Below are 22,250 nucleotides of genomic sequence, written 5' to 3' on the forward strand. Positions count from 1 at the left end.
ATAGATACAGAAAAGGGCGATACCTTTCGATATCGCCCTTGTTGATAAGCCAAATTTAATGATGGGACTTAGTCATCGTCATCATCAGCCATGAAGTCGCCACCAAGCCAACCATCGTCGCCCGGCTCCATGTCGAAGTCCTGACTGAAGCCAGAATCTTCTGTGCCATCATCATAGTCACCTTGGTCTTCTGTCCAACCGCCCATAACGAATACTCCTTCTTAGCTGTAATCCATTGCGCCACATGTATCACATGATCCGCCCTTACTGACCCAACCGGGACAACCTAAAGAGCGGCATGAATAACCTGATGCCGTAAGTGGCTTAATGAATGTCACTTGCATTACTTGTTTCCTTTAATTGACGTTGTAGTAAATCTACGTTGTGTAGTATCCCACTGCGCTCGGACAGGATATGTCCAAGACCGCAGAATGAGTGTGAAAATAGGCATCGTCATTGCCCTGCCTTATCCAATGAAAGCTATGCCAAATCTAAGTGCGTGACGGTTAGAAACATTTAAAAATGTTTTGCCCTCAACCTGTCCGGAGGAAACCGTACGCTAGTAGCATGAGCGATAAGAGTGAAAAGCTAGCTTTAAGGCTAGGTGACATATTGACGAGATTGTTTATGGGAGAGGTGCTCTCCCCTGAGCAGTTGGTCGCGGATTATCAGGTAAGCGAGAAAACCCTGAGACGCGATTTCAATGAAAGGCTCGTCAACGCTCCGATTATCCGCACCAATGAGGGTTATCGACTGGACCCGATCATTCGAAGTCAGGGCAATTTAAACATCAATAAAGTGCTGTACGATATTGGTTTGTCCGAACTATTGCCTAAACACTACAAGCTCAATGGTCACGCACCTGTTCTGTTTAAGAACCCACGCTCTGAACGAACTGACAAATTCGATGCACTGTTTAAGCAACTGACCGAAGTCATCGCTGCTCAAGTGGTCATTGACCTTAACTACAATGAAAAACCGTTTGAATCTGTCCACTGTTATCGGCTGGTCAATGACAGGGGCATCTGGTATCTCGCCGCAACCTACTGTGACCAGTTACATTCGTACCGATTGCGAAATATTTCACAGATTCACCTACGGGAAGATAAATACAAACCCAGTCAAAAGGTCCACGAGGAGATACACAGACAAGGGATGGAGTGGTTAACTCCCGATAATGCTGAAGTACTTGTACAGGTTGACAGGGACGTTGCCCCGCGCTTTCTTGAAAGAACGATTCTCCCTCACCAGCAGCTATTGAAAGAACTGAGTGACGGTAGTTTGCTAGTTAGCAGTCGAGTATCAAGATTGAGCGATATCTTGCCTTTGTTGAAGTCTTGGATACCTCAAGTCGAGGTGCTTTCCCCAGTCAGCCTTAAGCTTGAACTTATACGCGATCTCCACGCGACATTGGATCGTTACAAGTAGTTGCCACGTTAATAAGTGACGCCCTAGCATTCCCTCTAGAAGCACAGCTACATGACAACAAAGCACCACGACATAATGTCGTTTCACTGCGCCGAGAGCGACCGTCCTAACCATCAACTTGCCACTATGTACCGATTTTGAGCTTACCTATGTGAGATAAGGGAAAGGGGTGATTTAGCGAAGCCTCAAACCGATACCACGAAAGGGAAAACTCAAAATGATGCCGTTTTTCAGCATTAATTAGAAAACACTAAAATAGTTCCGAAGGAAGCTGCAATTAAATAGGGGTATAACCATGATGTCTGATGCACGAACTCTGCTCCAAATCACTCAGTCCAGTCCGTATTTTTACCTAGTTGATATCGCTAACTTGTTAAGCTTCACCGCCGTTGGCTATCTACTGGGTATGATGACTGGATAAACAGAGCCATGAATTGAACTTGTCACTATAGATTCCGGTGACAAGTTCCTTTTGTTACACCTAACCTGTTTTAACTAGCTTCTGAAAATAGGTGAAAAATTTGAGTAAAAGTTCATTTGTGTCAATCCATTCACGAATATCGTTATAAATCCATCAGTTAGACTAGTGTTTTATAAGTGAAGCATGTTTAATCCGCGTATCGAAACCAAAACAAAATAGGTACAAAAACATGTCTATTTCATTCAATAAAACAGAGCATCTACTTAACGACTGTCAAAGTGAGAAAATTGCCAAGTGTGCGGCAGCAGCTTGGGGACATGAAGCAACAATGGGAACTCAAATGTTTTTCGCAGAGTCGGATCACTACTCGATTCAGATGGCAGAAGAGCATTTGGAAAACCCAGAAAGCCAAGAAGTTATCTTCATTGAATTTCTAGCTTACAGCGACCATGAAAAGTCACGCACATCTGCGGTTGTTTACGAGAAAGAAGACCTCGTCATGCTTTGTCATTGGTTTTCATTTGGGGATGATGAGGAAGAATATTTTGAGCCTGGATATCCTATGACCACTTCCGGATTCTTCAGCTACCTGAACTCTCTACCAAATATAAAGAGACATGTTCACCCATCTGCACTAGATGACAAGTATCAGCTAGGGTTGTCTCTACTGGACGAACTAAGCCAGTAAGTTATACCTAATTCTGTTTGTACTGGGGGTAAATTGGATAAGTTGTCATTTCGTATGGCAACGTTGAAAATACCCAAGTTTTCGCGCCAAACTACGAACATAAGATTAAGGGGCGCCTCTCGTCGCATAATAGGCAAGCCTTTATCCCTAGTTGCAGAGATAGCATCAGACAAATCATTCTCTCGGTATTTTCTATAGGCTTCCCGTCCCTTACTGCTCCCATTGCTTCGACATAGCAATGGGAGCTTTTAATAACAAAACACCAGTGTAAACCAACCAAACTCGTTAAAATTAAGACTCCCTTCCTTGGTGTTTCCACAGTCCATTGCAATCCAGCAACGCCATCCCCTCTGAATCCCGAAGGCAACGGATTGGGTAAACGTTGCTAAAACTTGCACCAATGAAAAAGGCTTCCCATCACACCATGATTAACATGGAGCAATGGGAAGCCTTAGTGTCACTAGGAAGTGAGTTGACTATTTTATGGTACATACATGGTGCTTTCTACTTGGTTTGTTGCTGATGGACTAATCCACCGTGACTTTTATCTCATCGAACACGCCCATTTCGACGTAGCTGAGAAAGTTGGACTCCCACATCGAGTAGAACTCCATTACCTCACTACTTGTTATCGGCAGTTCTGGAACATAGGAAAAACTCGCTGTTCCAGATGAGAAGTTAAAATCCACCTCTTTAACCAGTTCGGGATAAGGACCACCGCAATACGCAAAGTCAGTGATGTAATCAAAGATCCACTGGTCATAGAGGCGGACAAGCCTGATTTCAACAGGGTGCCAACCGCCATTTTCCGAACTATAAGATGAATCTCGGAAGTTAAATACGACCGATTGGATCATAGGTGTCCATTTGCCTGATTCGCTGATCACTCGGTTTAAAGCATCTTGAAGATCGACACTGACAGGCAGCAGTAATCGCTCAACGTCAAAAGTTAAGTTCATAATAAAATCTCTTTTAGTTTGTTAGGGATGCACTCTTGTTAAGTGCTCGGTATGAAAGCCAGAATTGGCTTAATGGGTAAGGATTGATGTGGATTTGGAGTTATTTGGCTTCGGTTTCACCGCCCACTAATGACAGGAGTTCATCACGACGTTGCTCGTAGTCAGGTGCTAGAACGTGGAGAAACACCGATTTCTCTGACTGGATGATAAGACCAAGCCCCCTGCAACAAGCAGCCATAAAACCAGCGTTGTTCGCTGACTGTCCAGAAAACACACACTTCAGCACAGAACTCTTGAACGGCTTATCACCCTGCACATCCAGAACAGCGGTAATATCTTTAAGTGGGATCCATTCCTTGCTGTGTAGACCGCCACCTTCATTGCCCGACATGCGGATATAGAGCTCGTTTTCCTTGTTATGTAAGGCGATTTGATAGAACACGTGGTTCTCCGTTTTCGGACTTAACTTCTTCGCTTTACCCTCGCGCACGATATTAGTGAAATGGTCTACTGGTTGATCGACAGTGACCGTGACTTGTTCATTGCCTTCTACGATTTCAGGTTGAACCGTTTCTTGTTGTTGGTTTGATTTACGTGCCATTGGACACCTCCTTTAAGATGGAATTGTTCAGGTTTAATTTGGTTTTAAGATTCAGCTTGGTCAGCTAACTTGGCGACAGGGAACGTGGGACTGTTCATAGGAGCACAGCAATACACGCCAGAACCTTCCATGGTCACTATGGCAACCGCTAATAGCCAAGGACAGGCATCATCGTTTAACAACAACACCCATTCAGGGTAATTAGTGACAAAGCGAAGGAAGTGCAGATCTTCCTCAGATTGTTCACTCAGTTTTTCATTCGTATCCCCTTCCTCAATCAAGTACAAGGTCGTACCGACCTCATCCCAAAACGTTTTTGTGCTTTCTTCATCACCGAATGGCTCTATCAGGTGCTCTAGCAGTTTTGCTTTCACACCATCCGGCATTGGCAGTGATTGAATGTCTTCAAACTTGTTTACTGTTTTCATTTCTAATCTCCGTTTAATAATGAAAAAGCCCCTGTTTAGCTCATCGCTAAACAGGGGCTTTTCTAATGTCATTTCTAAATCAACTGGTTAAACCTAACTTCTTCATTCCCAACGTATCTCTGGCTTCGCAGTCACCATATCCGACAATCGAGAGCCAATCTCCCTCCTACGCCCTACAGTCAATTTTGAGTAGCGCCTTGTTGATGACAGGTCAGCGTGATTGAGCTGCTTGGCTATGTCGTGTAACGAGACTCCTTGGCTAGCTAACAAACTTCCAACCGTATGACGAGCTGAATGCAGGGTTAGGTTCGCTTTATCACCGGGTATGTCGGGCAGTCCCATCTTGGTTTTGATAGCTTTGAAAGCATGCCTAGGTTGCCCTACTGGTTTACCCTTTTTGCGTCCAGGAAAGAGATACGGATTATTCGCCACATGAGGCACCGACCTCAAAATATCAAGCATGTAATCACTTAGGAATAAAACGTGACTAGTACCGTTTTTCGTATGTGGAATAGTGAGTGTTTTATCCTCCCAATTCACATCGGATTTCAAGCGCAAACGCAGTTCCTTATCCCTCGCGCCAGTCAAAAACAGCAAAGCTAGGTACGCGCCAATACTTTTGTCTTCATGGTTCAGAGCGTGACCTATGAACTCCTTTAGCTGTGATTCAGACAAGTACCCAGTTCGCACGTTATCTTCTTTCAACAAGCTCACCTTGTCCGCGATAAGCGGCGCGTCCATCAACTTGTATGCCTGACGATTGATCGTTTTGAGCAGAGCTAAAACACGATTTATCGAAGCGGGAGCATAAGGTTTGCCTTTAATCGTAACGGCGTTTTGCATCTCCATTTGGACTTTGATGATATCTGCGGCGGTTAGGTCGTGAATCGAGATATGATGTATCGATTTTGCTAAACGAAATCGCGCTGCGTCGTCCTTCCAACTGCGTTTCTGTTTAGCCAGTGGCAGGTACACTTCATCAAAGAACCGTTCCAGAGTCATCGTCTTCTCGGTAGTCTGATTGTCACGTTCAAGCTTGGGATCAACGCCTTCTATAATTTGCTGGCGATACTCTTTGGCTGTTTTGCGTAATGTGGCGAGGTCTGTTTCAGGATGCCTACCAAGACCAATAGATGCCTTCTTACCTGTTACCGGACTGGTATAACGCAGCAGGAAGCGTTTCCCACCAGACTTACCCACTAAGCAGCGAACGCCAGTAGGTAAACCAGAGTCTTTCATAGCGGATAAATTAACTTCGTAATCGGTGGATTTAGCGTTAGTCGGATTGGGTTTAAGGTTGTTGAGGAAGGGTACCGTCAGACGGGTTTTACTATTCATAATCAGTACCTTACATAATTATTAAGCTAGTAAATAATATATGTAAGATACTGGTTTTATTTCATTAACTTGCTTTGTACTGTTCAGCTAAGCCCACTAAATTAAGAGTTGAATAGCGCTCTCGGCTCCGCACAGGATAAGTTGAGTAAACAAAGTCTACAAACTCATTGAAGTACATACTTTTAGTCTTTTTAATAACAGCATCAAGTATGTCTTTCTCTCTATTTGAGAGTTCAATGTCATCTTCATCACCGTGGAAGGAAATTACATACTTTGATGTACCATACATTGTTTGTTCATGGTCAATGCGAAAACCACGGCGACCTTGCGCCGCATCCACAACATCATCGACATACGGACCATAGTGGTTAAATAGCCACTCAATATCCGTCATTTGTTCACCTTCAGAAACCGATGAAAACCAATCAGCAAGATAAACTAACTTGGTAAGCCTCGCTTTCGATAGCTCTGATGGATGAGGATAATGAAGGCAAATGTAAGCAATAATTTGTTGGATTTTATTCATCGCTACCTCCATTTAACAGTTCTAAAAAATCATCTTCTACTGATTGTACTTGATTCTCGGACTTTAAGTTAATTTCTTTACTGTATTTAAATCCGTCTCGCACAAATTTGGCAATCTGACTTTGGTGTTCTTCGCAGTAAGCTAATATTTCCTTAATTTTTTCATCATCTTCTCGCGATACAAAATCATCACTTTCACTCTCGAAAACAATGACTCCAATGTGAACCCCTGCATCAGATACGGCTTTGGCTACATACCTACAACTTTTCATAGTCAAGGACTCTAACTTGCTTAAATCATACCCATACTTTTGGTTCATGAAAGTCTTATACGCATCGAGATTTTCAGAAGAGGGGCATTCAACTTCAATACAAACATCATGCTGCCATGCTTGACCAATAACCCCCTGATTTAATGGAAACTTCTGTCTGTGAACTTTAGAAAAGTGAGGGTTTCTAGAATGTCTTGCTAGCAAGTAAAACTCTTCATCATGTTCATAATAAATAGTTATTCTCTCTTTACTATTCAAATCTAAGTGCTTACAGACTCCCAGTAGCCATGTCTCCACTAGATCAGTATGTAACTTGGAAAGCTCTGATTTACTTTCCTGAAGCTGCTCTTGAGTCGTATTCAATGCTTGCCTCGTATCAACGAGAGTTACGTTTTCATCCTGCAATGCACTCATTTTCTTATTTTGAGCAGATTGATCCTTAAACGTACCTAGAGCACCAAAAAGAAATGATGCACTGCCAAAAAATAAACTAGCATTTGGATTCCAAAAAATAAGCTTAAAGCAGTTCCACCAACCAGTTGTTTTATCCCACTCAATGCAAAACTCATAACTGCCTGCATACGCACCACCGATCGTTAAAAACACGGTACCAATTGCAGCTAAGACAATAAAGAACCCCTGATCAATCATGCATCCTAGCTTATTGAACAAGCTAGAGTTTTCAGTAAACCCAAAATGTTTAAACAAGTTCATCTATCCACCGACAAGGTTACATCTTTAATTGAATTGCATATGGTATTAGATCCATCTTAGTTTTAGTAGATAATTCATATATCCCCAACGCGCTTACTACACACACCGCAAAACCGCCTATCTCAAACTGACTTTTCAGCTATCCATTAAAACGATCAGTTGTTCCATAAAGGCAAAGCTAAAACCTCATAGCACCGTAAAGTCACCATGGTCGTACCATGGTTCTGGTAGCTCAGAGCCCTTGCTAATACTGGTTTGCGAGATGGCAGCTTTTAGCATTTGTCGGATTTACTAGGATTCCCTTGCGCACAGAATCGTCATGCGATGAACCATATATGAACCATGGGAGAAATTTCAAGGCGGATAAAGGGAGTCTATTTTGGTAAGAAAAGAGGCGATAGCAGGAAAGGAGGTTTGAGATAAGCACCTGAAAAGTTGAATATTTTCAAACGCCAAAAACGACGAAAGGCCGCTATATAAGCGACCTTTCTATGTATGGTACCGGTGGGCGGACTTGAACCGCCACTCCCGAAGGAAACGGATTTTGAATCCGTCGTGTATACCAATTTCACCACACCGGCATCTTCAGGCTATTGCCTTTCGATGCTTGGCATTATACGTAAGCTTTTCGGTTGTGCAAGAGCAAAAGATTGAAATAATTACCGTTTGCCTAGATTTTCGCCACAAATGAGCACAGTGTGCGTTAGCTCTCTTTTATTCCAATGGCGAGAACTATATCCTGACGCCCGATTTGGTGCCTTTATATACTTTAAGGCAGACATAAGATCTTAACCTAACTCTATGTGGCACAGCGTCATCAAATTCCGTTTCCTCAGGAGTGGTGGCTTATTTGCGCCCATTGTTGCAATTAGCTTATCCAAAACAACTCAATCGCTGCATGTGAGTCTGAATGAACTGAGCAGCAGCGGCATTAATCATTGAGGTTCACTGTTCGAATCCTTGTTGTCAGTTGCACTCCGTTGGTACTTTGGGTCAGTTCGTTAAGAGTGAAGATATACTCTTCGGTAAACTATTCGCCTGCACAAGCATACTCGTCGTGGAATTAGTACGTATCTGGTCTTTCACCATCTGCGTAGCTTCTTTGGCAAAATCAGTGTCTTTGATACGGCTGTTGCTCGCATCAATGTTAATGCCCTGGCTAGAAAGGTTGTTAATCGCTTTTTCTAATCGATTTTGAGTGCTACCAATACTTCCTTGAAAACTATTCACTTGATGCAAGATTAAATCACACATGTAGATCAACGCATTTCGATCATTGATGAAGTCAGTGTCATTAGGATCGTAGTCATCGATATGGTCAAAGTCGTGATTGATCAATTCTGTTAGACTTCTGTCCAACCCGAATGCAACAAAAGGATTTCCTCCCTTGAGTAAGTACCCTCTAGAACCATCTGGTTTGGTTAAATTTGCAAAACGTTCACCTGCAATGCCAAATATCTCTGCTTTTGAATAATCAGAACCTTTTTCGTATGCATAAGACAAAATGTTCTTCTCTACACCATCTTCATCGCTAAGATCGGTTAGAAAAAAACGGACTTTGTCATCAAACTGGTTGTTCAGGTAATTGACAACCCCCTCGATAGTTTGTCCTTGAGGAAGCTCTACTCGAGTCTTTTTTTCTCCATTCTCTTTAATAAAGAGAAAATCAATATAATCGCCTTTAGCTGTACGCCAACCAAGGGGAATGGGATCCCCCGTATAAGTCGAAGGTGTCGTGCGAATAAAACGTTCGCTGTTTAGTGCATCAAGGTTGGGGAACTCAAATGGCATTGCTTCACCCGCTTTCGATCCGATCTGAAAACGAATACTTTCTTTTGTGCCATTAAGTAAATTTAGGTCACCATAGGAACTGGTTTGAGTAATACGATGCAACTCGTCACCAAGAGCACGGATTTCTTTTTCAATGGCGTCTATGTCAGCTTGACTATTGGTTCCATTGACCGACAGCAACGCTAAGTCTCTAATTCGCTGAACATTACTGGTGTACTCAGCTATAGCCCCCTCTGTGACTTGTAATATAGAGACAGCATCGTTGGCATTGCGCATGGAAACATCTAGTCCCCGACTTTGTGTACTCAGACGATTAGATATTTGTAAGCCTGCAGAGTCATCTTTTGCCACATTGATTTTTTGCCCTGAACTCAACTTCGCCATTGAATTCGTCAGGTCACTCTCTGTGATTCTTAGTCGGTTTCTTGCCTCTGCAGCAACAATATTAGATTGGACAGTTAAAGCCATGACGTTGATAGTTCTAGTGAGTTTATCAAGTTTAATGCAACATGTATGCCATGCACGTAAGCGCTTAATAAAAACAACTACAACCACTGAATTGATAAAAATTTCACATGCATACTTTCTACACGGCAACAAGTTGCCATATGAGTATTCATTTGCACATCTTGGTCTTATGACAATGGAGATGCACTTGACTACACACAGTCATCAAACTCCGCTTCCTTCAGAATTGTGGTATCTTTAGGCCATTGCCTTTCGCTGCTTGATATCACACGTAAGCTTTTCGGTTGTGCAAGAGCAAAAGATTGAAATAATTACCGTTTGCCTAGATTTTCGCCACAAATGAGCACAGTGTGCGTTAGCTCTCTTTTATTCCAATGGCGAGAACTATATCCTGACGCCCGATTTTAACGGTAAGTGATGCATTTATGACTACAACAACGTTACCCCCTGCCGGCCTGTTCCGCCGGCTTGCGGCGCTTTTTTATGATGCCCTGATGATTATTGCCCTAGAGATGATTGCTGCTGGCGTGGTGATGGCGGTGCTGTTCGCTTTAAATGGAATGGGAATACTAAGCTATGGAGAATATCTCGATGCAGCGGATCTGCTCAGCAGACATCCGATATTTAGCCCAATGTTTACCTTTTACTTAGCGGCGGTGTGGGTCTATTTCTTTGTGTTTTTCTGGACCCGAGCAGGGCAAACGCTGGGCATGCGCGCTTGGAAGATCCAGGTAAGAAATCAAGACGGGACGATGATCAGCACCACTCAAGCCTTGATTCGTATCGCCACTTCTGCCTTTGGCCTTGCCAACCTTGCTGTGCCTTTTGACCCTCAGAAGCGAGGGTTCCATGATATTTGGGCAAAAACCCAAGTCGTGGTGTTGCCTGTGGCAAAATAAGTAATGGAAGGCCGAGGCCTTCCATTTTTTATAATTTCCGATTGAGCAGCATCACCGCGATAGTTAAAAAGACGATACTGGGGGCAATGGCACCAAATACAGGGGAAATGCCGTAGACCAAGCTGAGTGGGCCGAAAAATTCGCTGGAGATATAAAATGCGAATCCGGCAATCACACCAGACAGTACCCTCGCCCCCATCGTCACACTTCGCAGCGGGCCAAAAATAAACGACAGCGCCATCAACATCATCACCCCAATCGAGATAGGTTGAGTGATCTTGCGCCAAAACGCTAATTCATAGCGAGAAGCATCTTGCTCTGACGCTTTCAAATAAGTGACGTAGTCATACAATCCACTGAGAGAAAGCTCTTCAGGTTTGACGGTGACAACCGCCAGCTTATCTGGAGCCAGGGACGTTTCCCAATCCATTTGCTCTAATGACTGCTGAGTAATCACTTTCTCATCTTGCATATTGGTGATTTGTACATAACGCATCAACCAGCGGTTATTTTGTTGGTAATCCACCTCTTCAGCAAAGATAACCGATTGTAACTTTTTGTCGGCATCAAAACGCCACATGTTCAATCCGTACAGCTTATCGTCATCCACTTTGCCGATAAAGATGAAATCATTGGCATCTTTGGCCCAAACCCCACTGCGCACCGAGACAATGCTGCCGCCAGAAAGGGCAAAAGCGCGTAAGTCTCGTGCTAGCTTCTGCGCTTCAGGAGCACCCCACTGACCTAAAGTCATCACGACCAACATCAGTGGAATCGCTGTTTTCAGCACTGAGAGGCCGATGTCCAACTTAGAAAATCCCGCCGCTTGCATCACTACCAACTCTGAGCTAGATGCCAACATGCCTAGGCCAATCAGCGCCCCAAGTAATGCGGCCATGGGGAAAAACATTTCGATATCGCGTGGAATGCTCAAAACAACAAAGTAGAGCGCGTGCAACAGATCGTAAGCTCCTTTGCCGACTTTACGTAGTTGTTCCACATATTTGATGATGCCGGAGAGGCCGACAAAGGTCACCAGAACCAAAGAGGTGGTAGCAACGATGGTTCTACCAATATAAAGGTCTAGAATTTTGAACACGAGTTACGCCAACCTTTTCTTCTTAAAATTGTCTTTCATGCGTCGCACCGGAACACTGTCCATCAGATTGACCAAGATCGCCACCAACAGCAGCATGCCATTAATTGGCCACATACCAACCGATGTTGGAATGTCCCCTTCTTCTAATGCCGATTTGGTGGCACTGATCGCTAAGAAATAAGCGAGGTAGATCAAGATAGCAGGCCCCATCTTGGCAAATCGGCCTTGACGTGGATTAACCGCAGAGAGAGGAATCACCAGCATGGTCAGCAGCGGAATACAGACAAACAGTGAGAATCGCCATTGCAGTTCAGCTTGCGCTTCACGATCGGGGTGACCAATTAAGTCCAGCGTTGGCGTTGCGTCCCAATCTCGGCCACGATACTTCACCGCTCGCTGACCGATCAGCCCGTCATACTGGGCAAATTCGGTGATCATATATTCAACGCGTGTCGGAATGCCCTCATAGCGTGTCCCCTCCTTCATTGAGATGATCTGCCTGCCGTCAGACAACTCTTTCACCTCGCCAGAGCTGGCAAACATCACACTAGGAAGAATTGAGTCTCGGGGTAATAACTGTGCGACAAAGACATTGGAAAGCTGCTTGTCTCTAATATCGTCAATGAAAACCACAGAAGAACGGTCAGGAGTAAACTGAAACTGCCCTTTTTTCAATAAATCGACACTGTTCTCGGCCGCCACTTGCTCAGTCAGTTGCTCTACTTTATCCATCGACCAAGGAGAAAGCCAAAGCGCGTTGAAAGCCGCCAAGCCTGAGGTCATCACCGCGAGATAGAGTGCCGCTTGAATAAGAAATTTATTGCCGATGCCAGTTGCATTCATGACGACAATTTCACTTTCGGCATAGAGGCGACCAAAGGTAATCAAAATACCGATATACAAACTCAATGGCAGCATCAAAAGTCCCATGGAAGGCATATTCAATGCAACCACTGACACAATCAGACTGGCAGGGATATCACCATCCGACGCATCGGCCAGTACGCTAATGAACTGTTGGCTGAGAAACACCAAAAAAAGTACGAAAAAGATCGCAAATTGGCTCTTGAGTGTCTCGCGGATCAAATATCTAACAATAATCACGCTGAAATTACCTATACAAAACTTGTTTTTTTGGTCGAATCACTATAGTTTCCCGTTGAACCTTTTATTTTTTTAAAAAACTGACTAAATGTTAATCTGAGCTTTAACAGAGTAGACCGAGAATAGAATTCAACAAGTAAGCGGTCATTATCTAACATTTAGAACTATTTGTCTTCAGGATGTAGGAGTACGCATGGAGTTCAGTGTAAAAAGTGGCAGTCCAGAGAAACAACGTAGCGCATGCATCGTTGTTGGTGTGTTTGAACCACGTCGCCTTTCTCCAGTAGCCGAACAGCTCGATAAAATCAGTGACGGTTATATTAGTTCATTGCTTCGCCGCGGTGATCTAGAAGGTAAACCAGGCCAGATGCTACTGCTGCATCAAGTACCGGGTGTGCTTTCTGAACGTGTTCTTTTAGTCGGTTGCGGCAAAGAACGCGAACTGGGCGAACGTCAGTACAAAGAGATCATTCAAAAAACCATCAACACGCTCAACGAAACAGGTTCTATGGAAGCGGTGTGCTTCTTAACTGAACTGCACGTCAAAGGGCGTGACACGTACTGGAAAGTGCGCCAAGCCGTTGAAGCAACGAAAGATGGTTTATACACCTTTGATCAGTTTAAGAGCGTAAAACCTGAGACTCGTCGTCCACTGCGCAAATTGGTATTCAACGTACCGACTCGTCGTGAACTGAACATGGGTGAGCGCGCTATTACTCACGGCCTTGCGATTGCTTCTGGCGTGAAAGCGTGTAAAGACCTTGGCAACATGCCACCGAATATCGCCAATCCTGCCTATTTGGCCTCTCAAGCTCGCCGCCTAGCAGACGACTACGACACCATCTCTACCAAGATCATTGGCGAGCAAGAGATGGAAAAATTGGGCATGACTTCTTACTTGGCGGTTGGCCGTGGTTCGAAGAACGAATCCATGATGTCGGTTATTGAGTACAAAGGTAACCCAGATCCAGACGCTAAGCCGATTGTGCTGGTCGGCAAAGGCCTCACATTTGACTCAGGCGGTATTTCGCTCAAACCCGGCGAAGGCATGGATGAGATGAAGTACGACATGTGTGGCGCAGCCTCCGTCTTCGGTGCAATGAAAGCCGTGGCCAAGCTCAAACTGCCACTCAACGTGATTGGCGTACTAGCGGGCTGTGAAAACATGCCGGGCAGCAACGCATACCGCCCAGGTGACATTTTAACCACTATGTCAGGTCAAACGGTCGAAGTGTTGAATACTGACGCGGAAGGCCGTCTGGTCCTGTGTGATGCGCTCACCTACGTTGAACGTTTCGAGCCAGATTGTGTGGTCGACGTAGCGACGCTAACGGGTGCGTGTGTGATTGCCCTTGGCCACCACATTACGGGTGTGCTAGCGAACCACAACCCACTGGCACACGAGCTGGTGAATGCCTCTGAGCAAGCGAGTGATCGCGCATGGCGTCTACCAATGGCAGATGAATACCATGAGCAACTTAAGAGCCCATTTGCGGATATGGCCAATATCGGTGGTCGTCCTGGTGGCACCATTACAGCGGCCTGTTTCTTGTCTAAATTCACCAAGAAATACAACTGGGCGCACTTGGATATCGCGGGTACGGCTTGGCGCTCTGGCGCAGCCAAAGGCTCAACGGGCCGTCCGGTCTCAATGCTGGTCCAATTCCTATTGAACCGCAGCGGCCACCACGAAATTGAAGAGTAATACTCTCAACAACAAAAAGGGCCTCAAGGCCCTTTTTTAATCGTTCAACCTAAGGTTCAACGACGATGCAAAGAGCCACGTTTTACATTATTCAGCCACAAAGCCCTCAAGCGAGTGATCTCGGATTCGCCCACTACGTGGTGTTTCTCGCTCATCATTTTGCTAAGCAAGGGGCCAAAGTGTATCTCAACTGCAACAGCAAAACTCACGCCGAGCAGTTGGCGGAGTTTTTTTGGCAAGTCGAACCTGAACAGTTTGTCGCGCACAATTTGGTCGGAGAAGGACCGAAATACGCCACCCACATTGAGATCGGCCATTCTGCTGTGCGCCCTTGTTGGAATCGGCAGTTGGTCATAAACTTGGCGGAAAATGAGACAACCTTTGCGAACCAGTTTGCTGAGGTGGTAGACTTCGTCCCTTGCGAAGAAAAAGCTAAACAGCTCGCGAGAGAAAGGTATAAAATCTATCGCCAAGCTGGTTATCAGCTGCAAACCATCGAAATTGAGCACAACTAGCCGTCAATCCTTATAGTTAAGCTCTCTCTTTAGAGAGTTCACTTATAGAGATTGACTCAGATTCAACCATCAACGTATCCATTTAAAGAGCGCTATGGAAAAGACATATAACCCAACTTCAATCGAACAAGCTCTGTATCAGACTTGGGAAGAGCAAGGCTACTTTAAGCCACACGGTGACACGACGAAAGCGTCATACAGCATCATGATCCCGCCGCCAAACGTCACAGGTAGCCTACACATGGGCCACGCGTTCCAAGACACCATCATGGATACGCTGATCCGTTGTGAACGTATGAAGGGCAAAAATACCCTTTGGCAAGTCGGCACCGACCACGCAGGTATCGCGACTCAGATGGTTGTTGAGCGTAAGATCGCAGCAGAAGAAGGTAAAACCAAACACGATTACGGTCGTGACGCTTTCATCGACAAAATCTGGGAATGGAAAGGCCAATCAGGCGGTACCATTACTCAGCAGCTTCGTCGTCTTGGCGCGTCAGTCGACTGGGATCGTGAGCGCTTCACCATGGATGAAGGTCTGTCGAATGCGGTTCAAGAAGTGTTCGTGCGTCTCTACGAAGATGACCTCATCTACCGTGGTAAGCGTCTGGTTAACTGGGATCCTAAACTGCACACTGCTATCTCCGATCTCGAAGTTGAGAACAAAGAGACCAAGGGCCACATGTGGCACTTCCGCTACCCGCTCGCAGACGGCGTAAAAACCGCAGATGGCAAAGACTACATCGTTGTCGCCACCACACGTCCAGAAACCATGCTCGGCGATACTGGTGTGGCGGTGAACCCAGAAGATCCTCGTTACAAAGATCTGATTGGTAAAGAGATCATCCTGCCTATCGTTGATCGTCGTATCCCAATTGTAGGCGATGAACACGCCGACATGGAAAAAGGCACGGGCTGTGTGAAAATCACCCCAGCGCACGACTTTAACGACTGCGAAGTGGGTAAACGTCATCAACTGCCGATGATCAACATCTTCACTTTCGATGCCAACATCCGCGATGCGGCGGAAGTGTTCACCACCAACGGTGAGCCAAGTGATGTGTACTCAACCGAGATTCCAGCCAAATACCAAGGTATGGAGCGTTTCGCGGCGCGTAAAGCGATCGTGGCGGAATTCGACGAACTTGGCCTTTTGGAAGAGATCAAAGATCACGACTTGACGGTGCCATACGGCGACCGTGGTGGCGTGGTCATCGAACCTATGCTGACTGACCAATGGTACGTGCGCACGGCACCGCTGGCAAAAACCGCGGTTGAAGCGGTTGAAAACGGCGACATCCAATTCGTGCCTAAGCAATACGAAAACATGTACTTCTCTTGGATGCGTGACGTTCAAGACTGGTGTATCTCTCGTCAGCTGTGGTGGGGTCACCGTATCCCTGCTTGGTACGACAACCAAGGCAATGTTTACGTAGGTCGCAGCGAAGAAGAAGTTCGTCAAAAGCACAACCTAGAGTCAGTGATTGAACTGCACCAAGACGAAGACGTACTGGATACCTGGTTCTCTTCTGCACTTTGGACCTTCGGTACGCAAGGTTGGCCAGAGCAAACGGACGATCTGAAAGTGTTCCACCCTTCAGATGTACTGGTGACGGGTTTCGACATCATCTTCTTCTGGGTTGCACGCATGATCATGATGACCATGCACTTCGTCAAAGACGAAAACGGCAAACCACAAGTACCATTCAAAACCGTGTACGTTACTGGCCTGATCCGTGACGAAAACGGCGACAAGATGTCTAAGTCGAAAGGTAACGTACTTGACCCAATCGACATGATCGATGGTATTGATCTTGAGTCTCTGGTTGAGAAGCGCACTGGCAACATGATGCAGCCTCAGCTTGCAGCGAAGATCGAGAAGAATACGCGTAAGACATTTGAAAACGGCATTGAAGCCTACGGTACAGACGCACTACGTTTCACACTTGCTGCAATGGCATCAACCGGCCGTGATATCAACTGGGATATGAAGCGTCTTGAAGGTTACCGTAACTTCTGTAACAAGCTATGGAACGCAAGTCGTTACGTAATGATGAACACCGAAGAGCAAGATTGTGGCTTTGGCGCAGGTGAGATCGAATACTCACTGGCGGACAAGTGGATCGAGTCTCAGTTTGAACTGGCAGCGAAAGCGTTCAACAACCATATCGACAACTACCGTCTCGACATGGCAGCCAACACCCTGTACGAATTCATCTGGAACCAATTCTGTGACTGGTACCTAGAGCTGACTAAACCGGTTCTATGGAAAGGTACTGAAGCGCAACAACGCGGTACGCGTCGTACGCTAATCACAGTGCTGGAGAAGACGCTACGTCTGGCTCACCCTGTGATCCCTTACATCACCGAAACGATCTGGCAAAGCATCAAGCCTATCGTTGACGGTGTGGAAGGCACTACTTCATCAGAAAGCACTATCATGCTGCAATCTCTGCCTCAATTCGATGAAGCGAACTTCAACCAAGCAGCGCTCGATGACATCGAATGGGTAAAAGCCTTCATCACTAGCATTCGTAACCTACGTGCTGAATACGACATCAACCCAGGTAAGCCTCTGTCTGTGATGCTCAAAGCGGCGACAGCAGAAGACGCTGCGCGCGTTGAAGCCAACAAGCAGGTGCTGGTTTCTCTGGCTAAGCTGGAGTCAGTACGCGTGCTCGCAGCCGGTGAAGAAACGCCAGCCTGTGCAACGGCACTGGTCGGTAAATCTGAGCTGATGATCCCAATGGCTGGCCTGATCGACAAAGATGCCGAGCTTGCTCGTTTGGATAAAGAAGTAGCGAAAACACAAGGCGAAATCAAACGCATCGAAGGTAAACTGGGCAACGAAGGTTTTGTCGCCAAAGCCCCTGAAGCGGTTATCGCCAAAGAGCGTGAAAAGCTGGAAGGTTACAAAGAGACACTGGCTAAGCTAGAAGAGCAAAAAACCACGATCGCGGCACTCTAATTCCAAAGTGAATTAAAAGATCCATGATTAATCAGAAAAGGCAGCGAGTTCGCTGCCTTTTCTATTGGCTTTCTTTAGCCCCTTGCGGTTTGCCGCACACGTTTCCGCTACCGTGAATCACTACGCGCAGCATCGATGCGGGAGTCAAAATCAGGATGAGTGCTCAGCCATGCGGGCACTTCCCCCTCACTTTGCTGCTGAAAACGCTCAAACATCTCTGCCATCGGTTCACTGCTACCATATATCTGCCGCATCGCCAGTTTCGCGTAATGATCCGCCTGCTTTTCGGCCTCACGCGATTGGCCATTGGAAGCAATGAATACGCCCATCCCCGCCAGATTATCAACGATGCCCGAACTTTCCCCCGTAATCAGAGAGACACTGACGGAGAGTATGGTCGATTGCACCAATTGCTTCATCATATGCCGGTGATGAACATGCCCTAACTCATGCAAAATGATGCTATCAAGCTGCGCCGGCGTCTCTGCCAGAGCCACCAGCTCATCTAAAAGAATGATGGTGCCACCGGGCAGCGCAAACGCATTCGCTCCTTGAGCCGATGAGCGAAACTGCACATTGATAGCAAAAGGCAGCGGAGCAAGCTTTTCGACGTGCTGTGCCACACGCAAACGAATCGCCTGCTGCTGCGAGGCGTCAAGCTCGCTGGGGACGAGGTGCTCGTCTAGGGTTTGCAAGATCTTCTCACCCAGAAGCAACGAGACCGAGTCGGGCAAACGCTCAGCTATTTTGTCACTCGCCCAAGGCAACGCGTAGACGTACCCCCAAAGCAGAATAGCGATACAGATGAGCGAGGAAACCACCCAAGCGGTGATATTCCCTTCCATCCAATCGACAAAGCGAGTTCTGCGCTTACGATGACGCAGCAACCATTGCTCTATTGCCGCACTGCGGGGAGCAACAAACACCCACCCCTGCGCAAAAGTAAAGCGGATGGGCAGATTGCCCACCGGATCGCTGACCGTCACATGATGCTGCTCACAACTGATAATGTCCCCATTTATGTGCAGCGCGACAAAATTGGCCTGAGAGAGATCTAACATCGCCTCGTGTCGCTCTGAGCTACGAGGCGCAAACGCGGTGCCTTGAATGCGTGACATCAGCTAATGCCCATGCCAAGATCAAACACCTGCGCCAGTTCGTCACTGATGGCCGATTTCACCTCCGAATCCTGATCCCAAGCTTTCAGTTGCGTCATGTCGCCAAGCACTGCCGTATTAGCTGCGAGATATCGCGTAGTGCGCACCATCACCCAAGGACGTGCTAAACCAAGCGTCACCACTTGCAATAAGAAGTTGCTGATCACTAACGTGGTGTAACTCCACACGCCCATGGTCGAAGAAAAAGTAAACGTTTGTTCACTGTCACTTGCTTGCTGCGCACGTAGACAAGAGAAGACATAGTTGCGAATACGAGTGGTCGTGTAGGCCGTCATGACGACCGACATAATTAAAATCAAAGCATACATCAATGGAACAACAAACAAACTCGAATGATTCTCAAGAGTAGAGAGATCGCCATTCACTAAATCCATCAACACACCTGAGCCAAACACATACCCGAGCACAACCCCACCGATGATGGCGCTAAAGAACGCACCGAGTAGACTCGCTTTCAGGTAAACCGAAGCAAAGAAACCTGTTTTCAACTCGGCACTAAATTGCCATTCGCCATACTGATAACCATTGGCAAAATAGTGATGCATACCCACCGCCATCCAAGCGTAAAGCACGGCGGCGACAACCAGCCCAAACAGACCGAGTAACATGGCGGCCATTCCTGACGAGAAAGCCGCAGCAAACACTAGGCTACCGTACAATCCAAGCACAACCAGAGAGACAATACCACGCCCCAAAATGGCAGTATAGGCGCCACTAAGTGAGGCATTAAAGGCAAAATGCACGTTGCGATAGCTAGTCATAGCCGCATCAAAGCGAGCATTGCTCCACATCAGCCAAGGCAAGGAGAGATAAAACGCGATCAAAAGCAGCGCACTGAATAACGGGAAGATGGTGTTGGTCACCGCCCAGACAAGCACCACCAACAAGGCTACTAAACGGCCTTTAAGCAATTGAGTCGGGGTGGCGTGATACTCAAAATTATCACCTGCGAGCTCAGTATTGCCGTAAAAGTAGCGTTTTGTTCTGACCTTTGCCCAAGCCGAGTAGATGCCTAAGGTGATAACAGACAAAAGAATATTGACGATCCAGATGCCAAAAAACTCGCCCCCTTGGCCGTGAAATTGGATGGCATTTCGCGTTGATGTGTTGTTCATTGAAACTATCCCTGACGTAATAATTAATAAGAAAATCAGTAATTTTATAAAACCTGTTATTCTAACCGGATTACACTCCCCCATTCAGTGATGAATCTAAACAAAACACATTGATTTCCTATATAAATCACTCAGCAACCCATATATAGCTTTTGACGATTAATTAGATAGATTCAATCGAATATCTCTTTAATTGTTTTTCTCAGATACTGTACTCAACGCCGAACCAACTACGATGGCTCACTGAGAGGATCGATCATGAAAAAGACCCTAACTTTTGCTGCCCTGCACTTTACTATCGCCTTTACGGTCGCTTACTTGCTGACTGGGGATATTCTGATCGGCAGCTTGATCGCCATGATTGAGCCCTCAGTGAACACCGTGGCATTTTACTTTCATGAGAAAGCATGGGCGCAAGCACCTGCGTTAAGAGCGCGTCAGTGGATGACCAAACTCAAGACTGCCAGCTTTGCGACCGTCCATTTCAGCGTGGCCTTTTCTGTCGCCTATCTGTTGACTGGTGACCTTTTGGTCGGTGGCGTCATGGCGATGATTGAACCTTCGATCAACACAGTGGTGTACTACTTCCATGAAAAGGTCTGGTTACGCCACAGTGCAAGCAAACAAACGCGCAATTCGCACCGTTTTTGTTTGCACCCAACAGCGTAGCCACTCTATAGTTTTGACCATCATGAACTGAACTATGAATGACCTTATGTCACAAGAAATGGAATTTACCTTACGCCCGATAACCCTTGAGGACAACGCCTCAATAGCCAATGTGATTCGCCAAGTCTCGGCCGAATATGGCTTAACCGCCGATAAAGGCTACAGCGTCGCCGATCCGACACTGGACGATTTGTACAGTATCTACAAACAGCCACGCGCTGCATATTGGGTGGTGGAACATCAAGGCGAAGTAGTCGGGGGCGGAGGCTTCTCGCCGCTCAGCGGCGCTGAAGATATTTGTGAACTACAAAAAATGTATTTTTTACCCATTTGCCGCGGCCAAGGGCTGGCCAAGCAAATCATCGCCTTGTGTAAAGCGTTGGCGAAAAATATGGGCTATCAACAATGCTATCTTGAAAGCACCGCCAACTTAAAAGAAGCGCTGGCACTGTATGAAAAAGTTGGCTTTCGCCATCTCGATGCGCCACTGGGTAACACCGGTCACGACGCCTGTGAAGTGGTGATGATCACAGAGCTCTAACTCACCACACCCAATGACTGACACAGAGATCTTGGCTAAGCGCCACTGAGAACTCTTGGCGTTGCCCATCGAGCTCCACCGTCAGTGAGTAAAGATCTCGCGGATCGGGATCGTTGAGATCGGCATAGCGCGGCGCTTCGATCTGAAACAGCGCGCAAGCGTGTGCCGCTCTCACATCAATCGGGATCTGATACGTCATACCGTTGAACTTCACCGCTGCCGAGACTAAGCCGGACGCAAAAGTTTGATAATAAAGATCAACCTTAAATTCACAGCCACCACCGTGATGCCAGATCTGCTCGGTGGTGATGTGATCGAGTCGCACATGGCGGATAAATTGCAGATACGGCGCTTGCCAGATGCCGATACGCTCATCGCTTTTGTGATAGGCATTGGCCGTCAGTACGCACACATCCGGCTCATCTTCGTCAAACAGTAAAGATTCTTCTTCCTCAAGAAAAAGGATCTCGAAACGATTTCGCCCCAGTTGCAGATAAGGCCGGATATCTTTGCGATAGACAAGTTGACTTTGGTCGCAATCAAACACCGCGACCCCATTGAGGCGCACTTCAGCATGATAATCAACCCCACCGAGTACCAGCTCAACCGCCGGAAAGGCCAGCATCGCCTCGTCAACCTCAATGTCATGCATCAAATGCCACTCTTGCTGGACAATTTCCTGCTCTGAGAGATCGTCAGGCAAAATTTGGCTCAGCGGAGCGGGAAAAGTAATGTCATCTTGAGCGATGGAGAGATCCGTTAGAGGAGAAAGTTGCCAAAGGCCGCTAAGCGAGAGTTGCATAATAATATTGAGCCAGATCAAA

22 protein-coding genes and 1 tRNA gene are annotated in these 22,250 nt (G+C 46.4%); 9 read left to right on the top strand and 14 right to left on the bottom strand.

The features are described 5' to 3' along the window. Positions 1–68: 68 nt before the first annotated feature. Positions 69–206 carry a hypothetical protein gene (locus tag EWA64_RS06695; RefSeq protein WP_023585706.1) on the bottom strand — a complete coding sequence of 46 codons (138 nt, stop codon included), beginning with the start codon at positions 204–206 and terminating at the stop codon, positions 69–71. Between the two features lie 361 nt (positions 207–567). On the opposite strand from EWA64_RS06695, the gene EWA64_RS06700 reads away from it, so the two are divergent. The 3 genes from EWA64_RS06700 (at position 568) to EWA64_RS06710 (ending at position 2,537) form a co-directional block, all read left to right on the top strand. Further along, complete coding sequence (locus EWA64_RS06700) at positions 568–1,428, top strand: helix-turn-helix transcriptional regulator (protein ID WP_061894855.1); 861 nt, start codon at positions 568–570, stop codon at positions 1,426–1,428. A gap of 295 nt (positions 1,429–1,723) precedes the next feature. Next, the gene (locus EWA64_RS06705; protein WP_255212448.1) at positions 1,724–1,849 is read left to right on the top strand and encodes a hypothetical protein; all 126 of its coding nucleotides are present in this window, start codon (positions 1,724–1,726) and stop codon (positions 1,847–1,849) included. Positions 1,850–2,078: 229 nt separating this feature from the next. After that, positions 2,079–2,537, top strand: coding sequence for a hypothetical protein (locus tag EWA64_RS06710; RefSeq protein ID WP_061894856.1), 459 nt, complete (start codon positions 2,079–2,081; stop codon positions 2,535–2,537). Between the two features lie 527 nt (positions 2,538–3,064). Here the strand turns inward: EWA64_RS06710 and EWA64_RS06715 are convergent. From EWA64_RS06715 to EWA64_RS06750, 8 genes are all read right to left on the bottom strand, one after another. Beyond that, the gene (locus EWA64_RS06715) at positions 3,065–3,496 is read right to left on the bottom strand and encodes a DUF2787 domain-containing protein (RefSeq protein WP_061894857.1); all 432 of its coding nucleotides are present in this window, start codon (positions 3,494–3,496) and stop codon (positions 3,065–3,067) included. Positions 3,497–3,596: 100 nt separating this feature from the next. Continuing rightward, positions 3,597–4,097, bottom strand: coding sequence for a hypothetical protein (locus tag EWA64_RS06720; RefSeq protein ID WP_061894858.1), 501 nt, complete (start codon positions 4,095–4,097; stop codon positions 3,597–3,599). A 44-nt stretch (positions 4,098–4,141) separates the two neighbouring features. After that, positions 4,142–4,525 carry a hypothetical protein gene (locus EWA64_RS06725; protein WP_061894859.1) on the bottom strand — a complete coding sequence of 128 codons (384 nt, stop codon included), beginning with the start codon at positions 4,523–4,525 and terminating at the stop codon, positions 4,142–4,144. 102 nt (positions 4,526–4,627) lie between these two features. After that, positions 4,628–5,863, bottom strand: a complete 1,236-nt coding sequence (locus tag EWA64_RS06730) for a tyrosine-type recombinase/integrase (protein ID WP_061894860.1) — start codon at positions 5,861–5,863, stop codon at positions 4,628–4,630. A gap of 64 nt (positions 5,864–5,927) precedes the next feature. Further along, positions 5,928–6,389, bottom strand: a complete 462-nt coding sequence (locus EWA64_RS06735) for a Panacea domain-containing protein (RefSeq protein WP_061894861.1) — start codon at positions 6,387–6,389, stop codon at positions 5,928–5,930. Then, entirely contained in the window at positions 6,382–7,374 is a 993-nt protein-coding gene (locus EWA64_RS06740; protein WP_061894862.1) for a hypothetical protein, read from the bottom strand. The genes EWA64_RS06735 and EWA64_RS06740 overlap by 8 nt, the downstream gene beginning before the upstream one ends. A gap of 496 nt (positions 7,375–7,870) precedes the next feature. Continuing rightward, positions 7,871–7,955 (bottom strand) — tRNA-Leu (locus EWA64_RS06745). A gap of 412 nt (positions 7,956–8,367) precedes the next feature. Further along, a complete protein-coding gene (locus tag EWA64_RS06750; RefSeq protein WP_065860332.1) occupies positions 8,368–9,633 on the bottom strand; it encodes a flagellin N-terminal helical domain-containing protein in 1,266 nt (421 codons plus the stop codon). 425 nt (positions 9,634–10,058) lie between these two features. Here EWA64_RS06750 and EWA64_RS06755 point away from each other — a divergent pair, with 425 nt between their 5' ends. Further along, complete coding sequence (locus EWA64_RS06755; protein WP_061894864.1) at positions 10,059–10,532, top strand: RDD family protein; 474 nt, start codon at positions 10,059–10,061, stop codon at positions 10,530–10,532. A 28-nt stretch (positions 10,533–10,560) separates the two neighbouring features. On the opposite strand, the gene lptG is transcribed toward EWA64_RS06755, so the two are convergent. Beyond that, entirely contained in the window at positions 10,561–11,631 is a 1,071-nt protein-coding gene (gene lptG / locus EWA64_RS06760; protein WP_061894865.1) for an LPS export ABC transporter permease LptG, read from the bottom strand. Between the two features lie 3 nt (positions 11,632–11,634). Next, complete coding sequence (gene lptF, locus EWA64_RS06765; protein ID WP_061894866.1) at positions 11,635–12,735, bottom strand: LPS export ABC transporter permease LptF; 1,101 nt, start codon at positions 12,733–12,735, stop codon at positions 11,635–11,637. A gap of 193 nt (positions 12,736–12,928) precedes the next feature. Between lptF and pepA the strand changes: the two genes are divergently transcribed. The 3 genes from pepA to EWA64_RS06780 all read left to right on the top strand — a co-directional run bounded on the left by pepA (position 12,929) and on the right by EWA64_RS06780 (position 17,923). Next, complete coding sequence (gene pepA, locus EWA64_RS06770; protein WP_061894867.1) at positions 12,929–14,440, top strand: leucyl aminopeptidase; 1,512 nt, start codon at positions 12,929–12,931, stop codon at positions 14,438–14,440. Positions 14,441–14,505: 65 nt separating this feature from the next. Then, positions 14,506–14,955: a DNA polymerase III subunit chi gene (locus tag EWA64_RS06775; protein WP_061894868.1), complete on the top strand. Its 450-nt coding sequence runs from the start codon at positions 14,506–14,508 to the stop codon at positions 14,953–14,955. 94 nt (positions 14,956–15,049) lie between these two features. After that, positions 15,050–17,923, top strand: coding sequence for a valine--tRNA ligase (locus tag EWA64_RS06780; protein WP_061894869.1), 2,874 nt, complete (start codon positions 15,050–15,052; stop codon positions 17,921–17,923). A 107-nt stretch (positions 17,924–18,030) separates the two neighbouring features. Here the strand turns inward: EWA64_RS06780 and EWA64_RS06785 are convergent, their stop codons facing one another. Both EWA64_RS06785 and EWA64_RS06790 read right to left on the bottom strand, forming a co-directional pair. Next, on the bottom strand, positions 18,031–19,041 hold the full coding sequence (locus tag EWA64_RS06785; RefSeq protein WP_061894870.1) for a M48 family metallopeptidase: 1,011 nt from the start codon (positions 19,039–19,041) through the stop codon (positions 18,031–18,033). Beyond that, positions 19,041–20,216 carry a YjgN family protein gene (locus EWA64_RS06790; protein WP_061894871.1) on the bottom strand — a complete coding sequence of 392 codons (1,176 nt, stop codon included), beginning with the start codon at positions 20,214–20,216 and terminating at the stop codon, positions 19,041–19,043. Before EWA64_RS06790 ends, EWA64_RS06785 begins: the two co-directional genes overlap by 1 nt. A gap of 258 nt (positions 20,217–20,474) precedes the next feature. On the opposite strand from EWA64_RS06790, the gene EWA64_RS06795 reads away from it, so the two are divergent. Both EWA64_RS06795 and EWA64_RS06800 read left to right on the top strand, forming a co-directional pair. After that, a complete protein-coding gene (locus EWA64_RS06795) occupies positions 20,475–20,885 on the top strand; it encodes a DUF2061 domain-containing protein (RefSeq protein WP_061894872.1) in 411 nt (136 codons plus the stop codon). Positions 20,886–20,931: 46 nt separating this feature from the next. Next, positions 20,932–21,426, top strand: coding sequence for a GNAT family N-acetyltransferase (locus EWA64_RS06800; protein ID WP_061894873.1), 495 nt, complete (start codon positions 20,932–20,934; stop codon positions 21,424–21,426). Between the two features lies 1 nt (position 21,427). Here EWA64_RS06800 and EWA64_RS06805 read toward each other — a convergent pair whose 3' ends face one another. Beyond that, positions 21,428–22,228 carry a glycosyl hydrolase 2 galactose-binding domain-containing protein gene (locus EWA64_RS06805; protein WP_061894904.1) on the bottom strand — a complete coding sequence of 267 codons (801 nt, stop codon included), beginning with the start codon at positions 22,226–22,228 and terminating at the stop codon, positions 21,428–21,430. Positions 22,229–22,250 lie beyond the last annotated feature (22 nt).

It is taken from the genome of Vibrio cidicii, from assembly GCF_009665415.1.
Taxonomy (GTDB): domain Bacteria; phylum Pseudomonadota; class Gammaproteobacteria; order Enterobacterales; family Vibrionaceae; genus Vibrio; species Vibrio cidicii.

What these genes read in the sequence shown, in the direction of transcription:
- EWA64_RS06695 (WP_023585706.1), bottom strand. Translation starts at nt 206, where the DNA reads ATGGGCGGTTGGACAGAAGACCAAGGTGACTATGATGATGGCACAGAA.
- EWA64_RS06700 (WP_061894855.1), top strand. Translation starts at nt 568, where the DNA reads ATGAGCGATAAGAGTGAAAAGCTAGCTTTAAGGCTAGGTGACATATTG.
- EWA64_RS06705 (WP_255212448.1), top strand. Translation starts at nt 1,724, where the DNA reads ATGATGTCTGATGCACGAACTCTGCTCCAAATCACTCAGTCCAGTCCG.
- EWA64_RS06710 (WP_061894856.1), top strand. Translation starts at nt 2,079, where the DNA reads ATGTCTATTTCATTCAATAAAACAGAGCATCTACTTAACGACTGTCAA.
- EWA64_RS06715 (WP_061894857.1), bottom strand. Translation starts at nt 3,496, where the DNA reads ATGAACTTAACTTTTGACGTTGAGCGATTACTGCTGCCTGTCAGTGTC.
- EWA64_RS06720 (WP_061894858.1), bottom strand. Translation starts at nt 4,097, where the DNA reads ATGGCACGTAAATCAAACCAACAACAAGAAACGGTTCAACCTGAAATC.
- EWA64_RS06725 (WP_061894859.1), bottom strand. Translation starts at nt 4,525, where the DNA reads ATGAAAACAGTAAACAAGTTTGAAGACATTCAATCACTGCCAATGCCG.
- EWA64_RS06730 (WP_061894860.1), bottom strand. Translation starts at nt 5,863, where the DNA reads ATGAATAGTAAAACCCGTCTGACGGTACCCTTCCTCAACAACCTTAAA.
- EWA64_RS06735 (WP_061894861.1), bottom strand. Translation starts at nt 6,389, where the DNA reads ATGAATAAAATCCAACAAATTATTGCTTACATTTGCCTTCATTATCCT.
- EWA64_RS06740 (WP_061894862.1), bottom strand. Translation starts at nt 7,374, where the DNA reads ATGAACTTGTTTAAACATTTTGGGTTTACTGAAAACTCTAGCTTGTTC.
- EWA64_RS06750 (WP_065860332.1), bottom strand. Translation starts at nt 9,633, where the DNA reads ATGGCTTTAACTGTCCAATCTAATATTGTTGCTGCAGAGGCAAGAAAC.
- EWA64_RS06755 (WP_061894864.1), top strand. Translation starts at nt 10,059, where the DNA reads ATGACTACAACAACGTTACCCCCTGCCGGCCTGTTCCGCCGGCTTGCG.
- pepA (WP_061894867.1), top strand. Translation starts at nt 12,929, where the DNA reads ATGGAGTTCAGTGTAAAAAGTGGCAGTCCAGAGAAACAACGTAGCGCA.
- EWA64_RS06775 (WP_061894868.1), top strand. Translation starts at nt 14,506, where the DNA reads ATGCAAAGAGCCACGTTTTACATTATTCAGCCACAAAGCCCTCAAGCG.
- EWA64_RS06780 (WP_061894869.1), top strand. Translation starts at nt 15,050, where the DNA reads ATGGAAAAGACATATAACCCAACTTCAATCGAACAAGCTCTGTATCAG.
- EWA64_RS06785 (WP_061894870.1), bottom strand. Translation starts at nt 19,041, where the DNA reads ATGTCACGCATTCAAGGCACCGCGTTTGCGCCTCGTAGCTCAGAGCGA.
- EWA64_RS06790 (WP_061894871.1), bottom strand. Translation starts at nt 20,216, where the DNA reads ATGAACAACACATCAACGCGAAATGCCATCCAATTTCACGGCCAAGGG.
- EWA64_RS06795 (WP_061894872.1), top strand. Translation starts at nt 20,475, where the DNA reads ATGAAAAAGACCCTAACTTTTGCTGCCCTGCACTTTACTATCGCCTTT.
- EWA64_RS06800 (WP_061894873.1), top strand. Translation starts at nt 20,932, where the DNA reads ATGTCACAAGAAATGGAATTTACCTTACGCCCGATAACCCTTGAGGAC.
- EWA64_RS06805 (WP_061894904.1), bottom strand. Translation starts at nt 22,228, where the DNA reads ATGCAACTCTCGCTTAGCGGCCTTTGGCAACTTTCTCCTCTAACGGAT.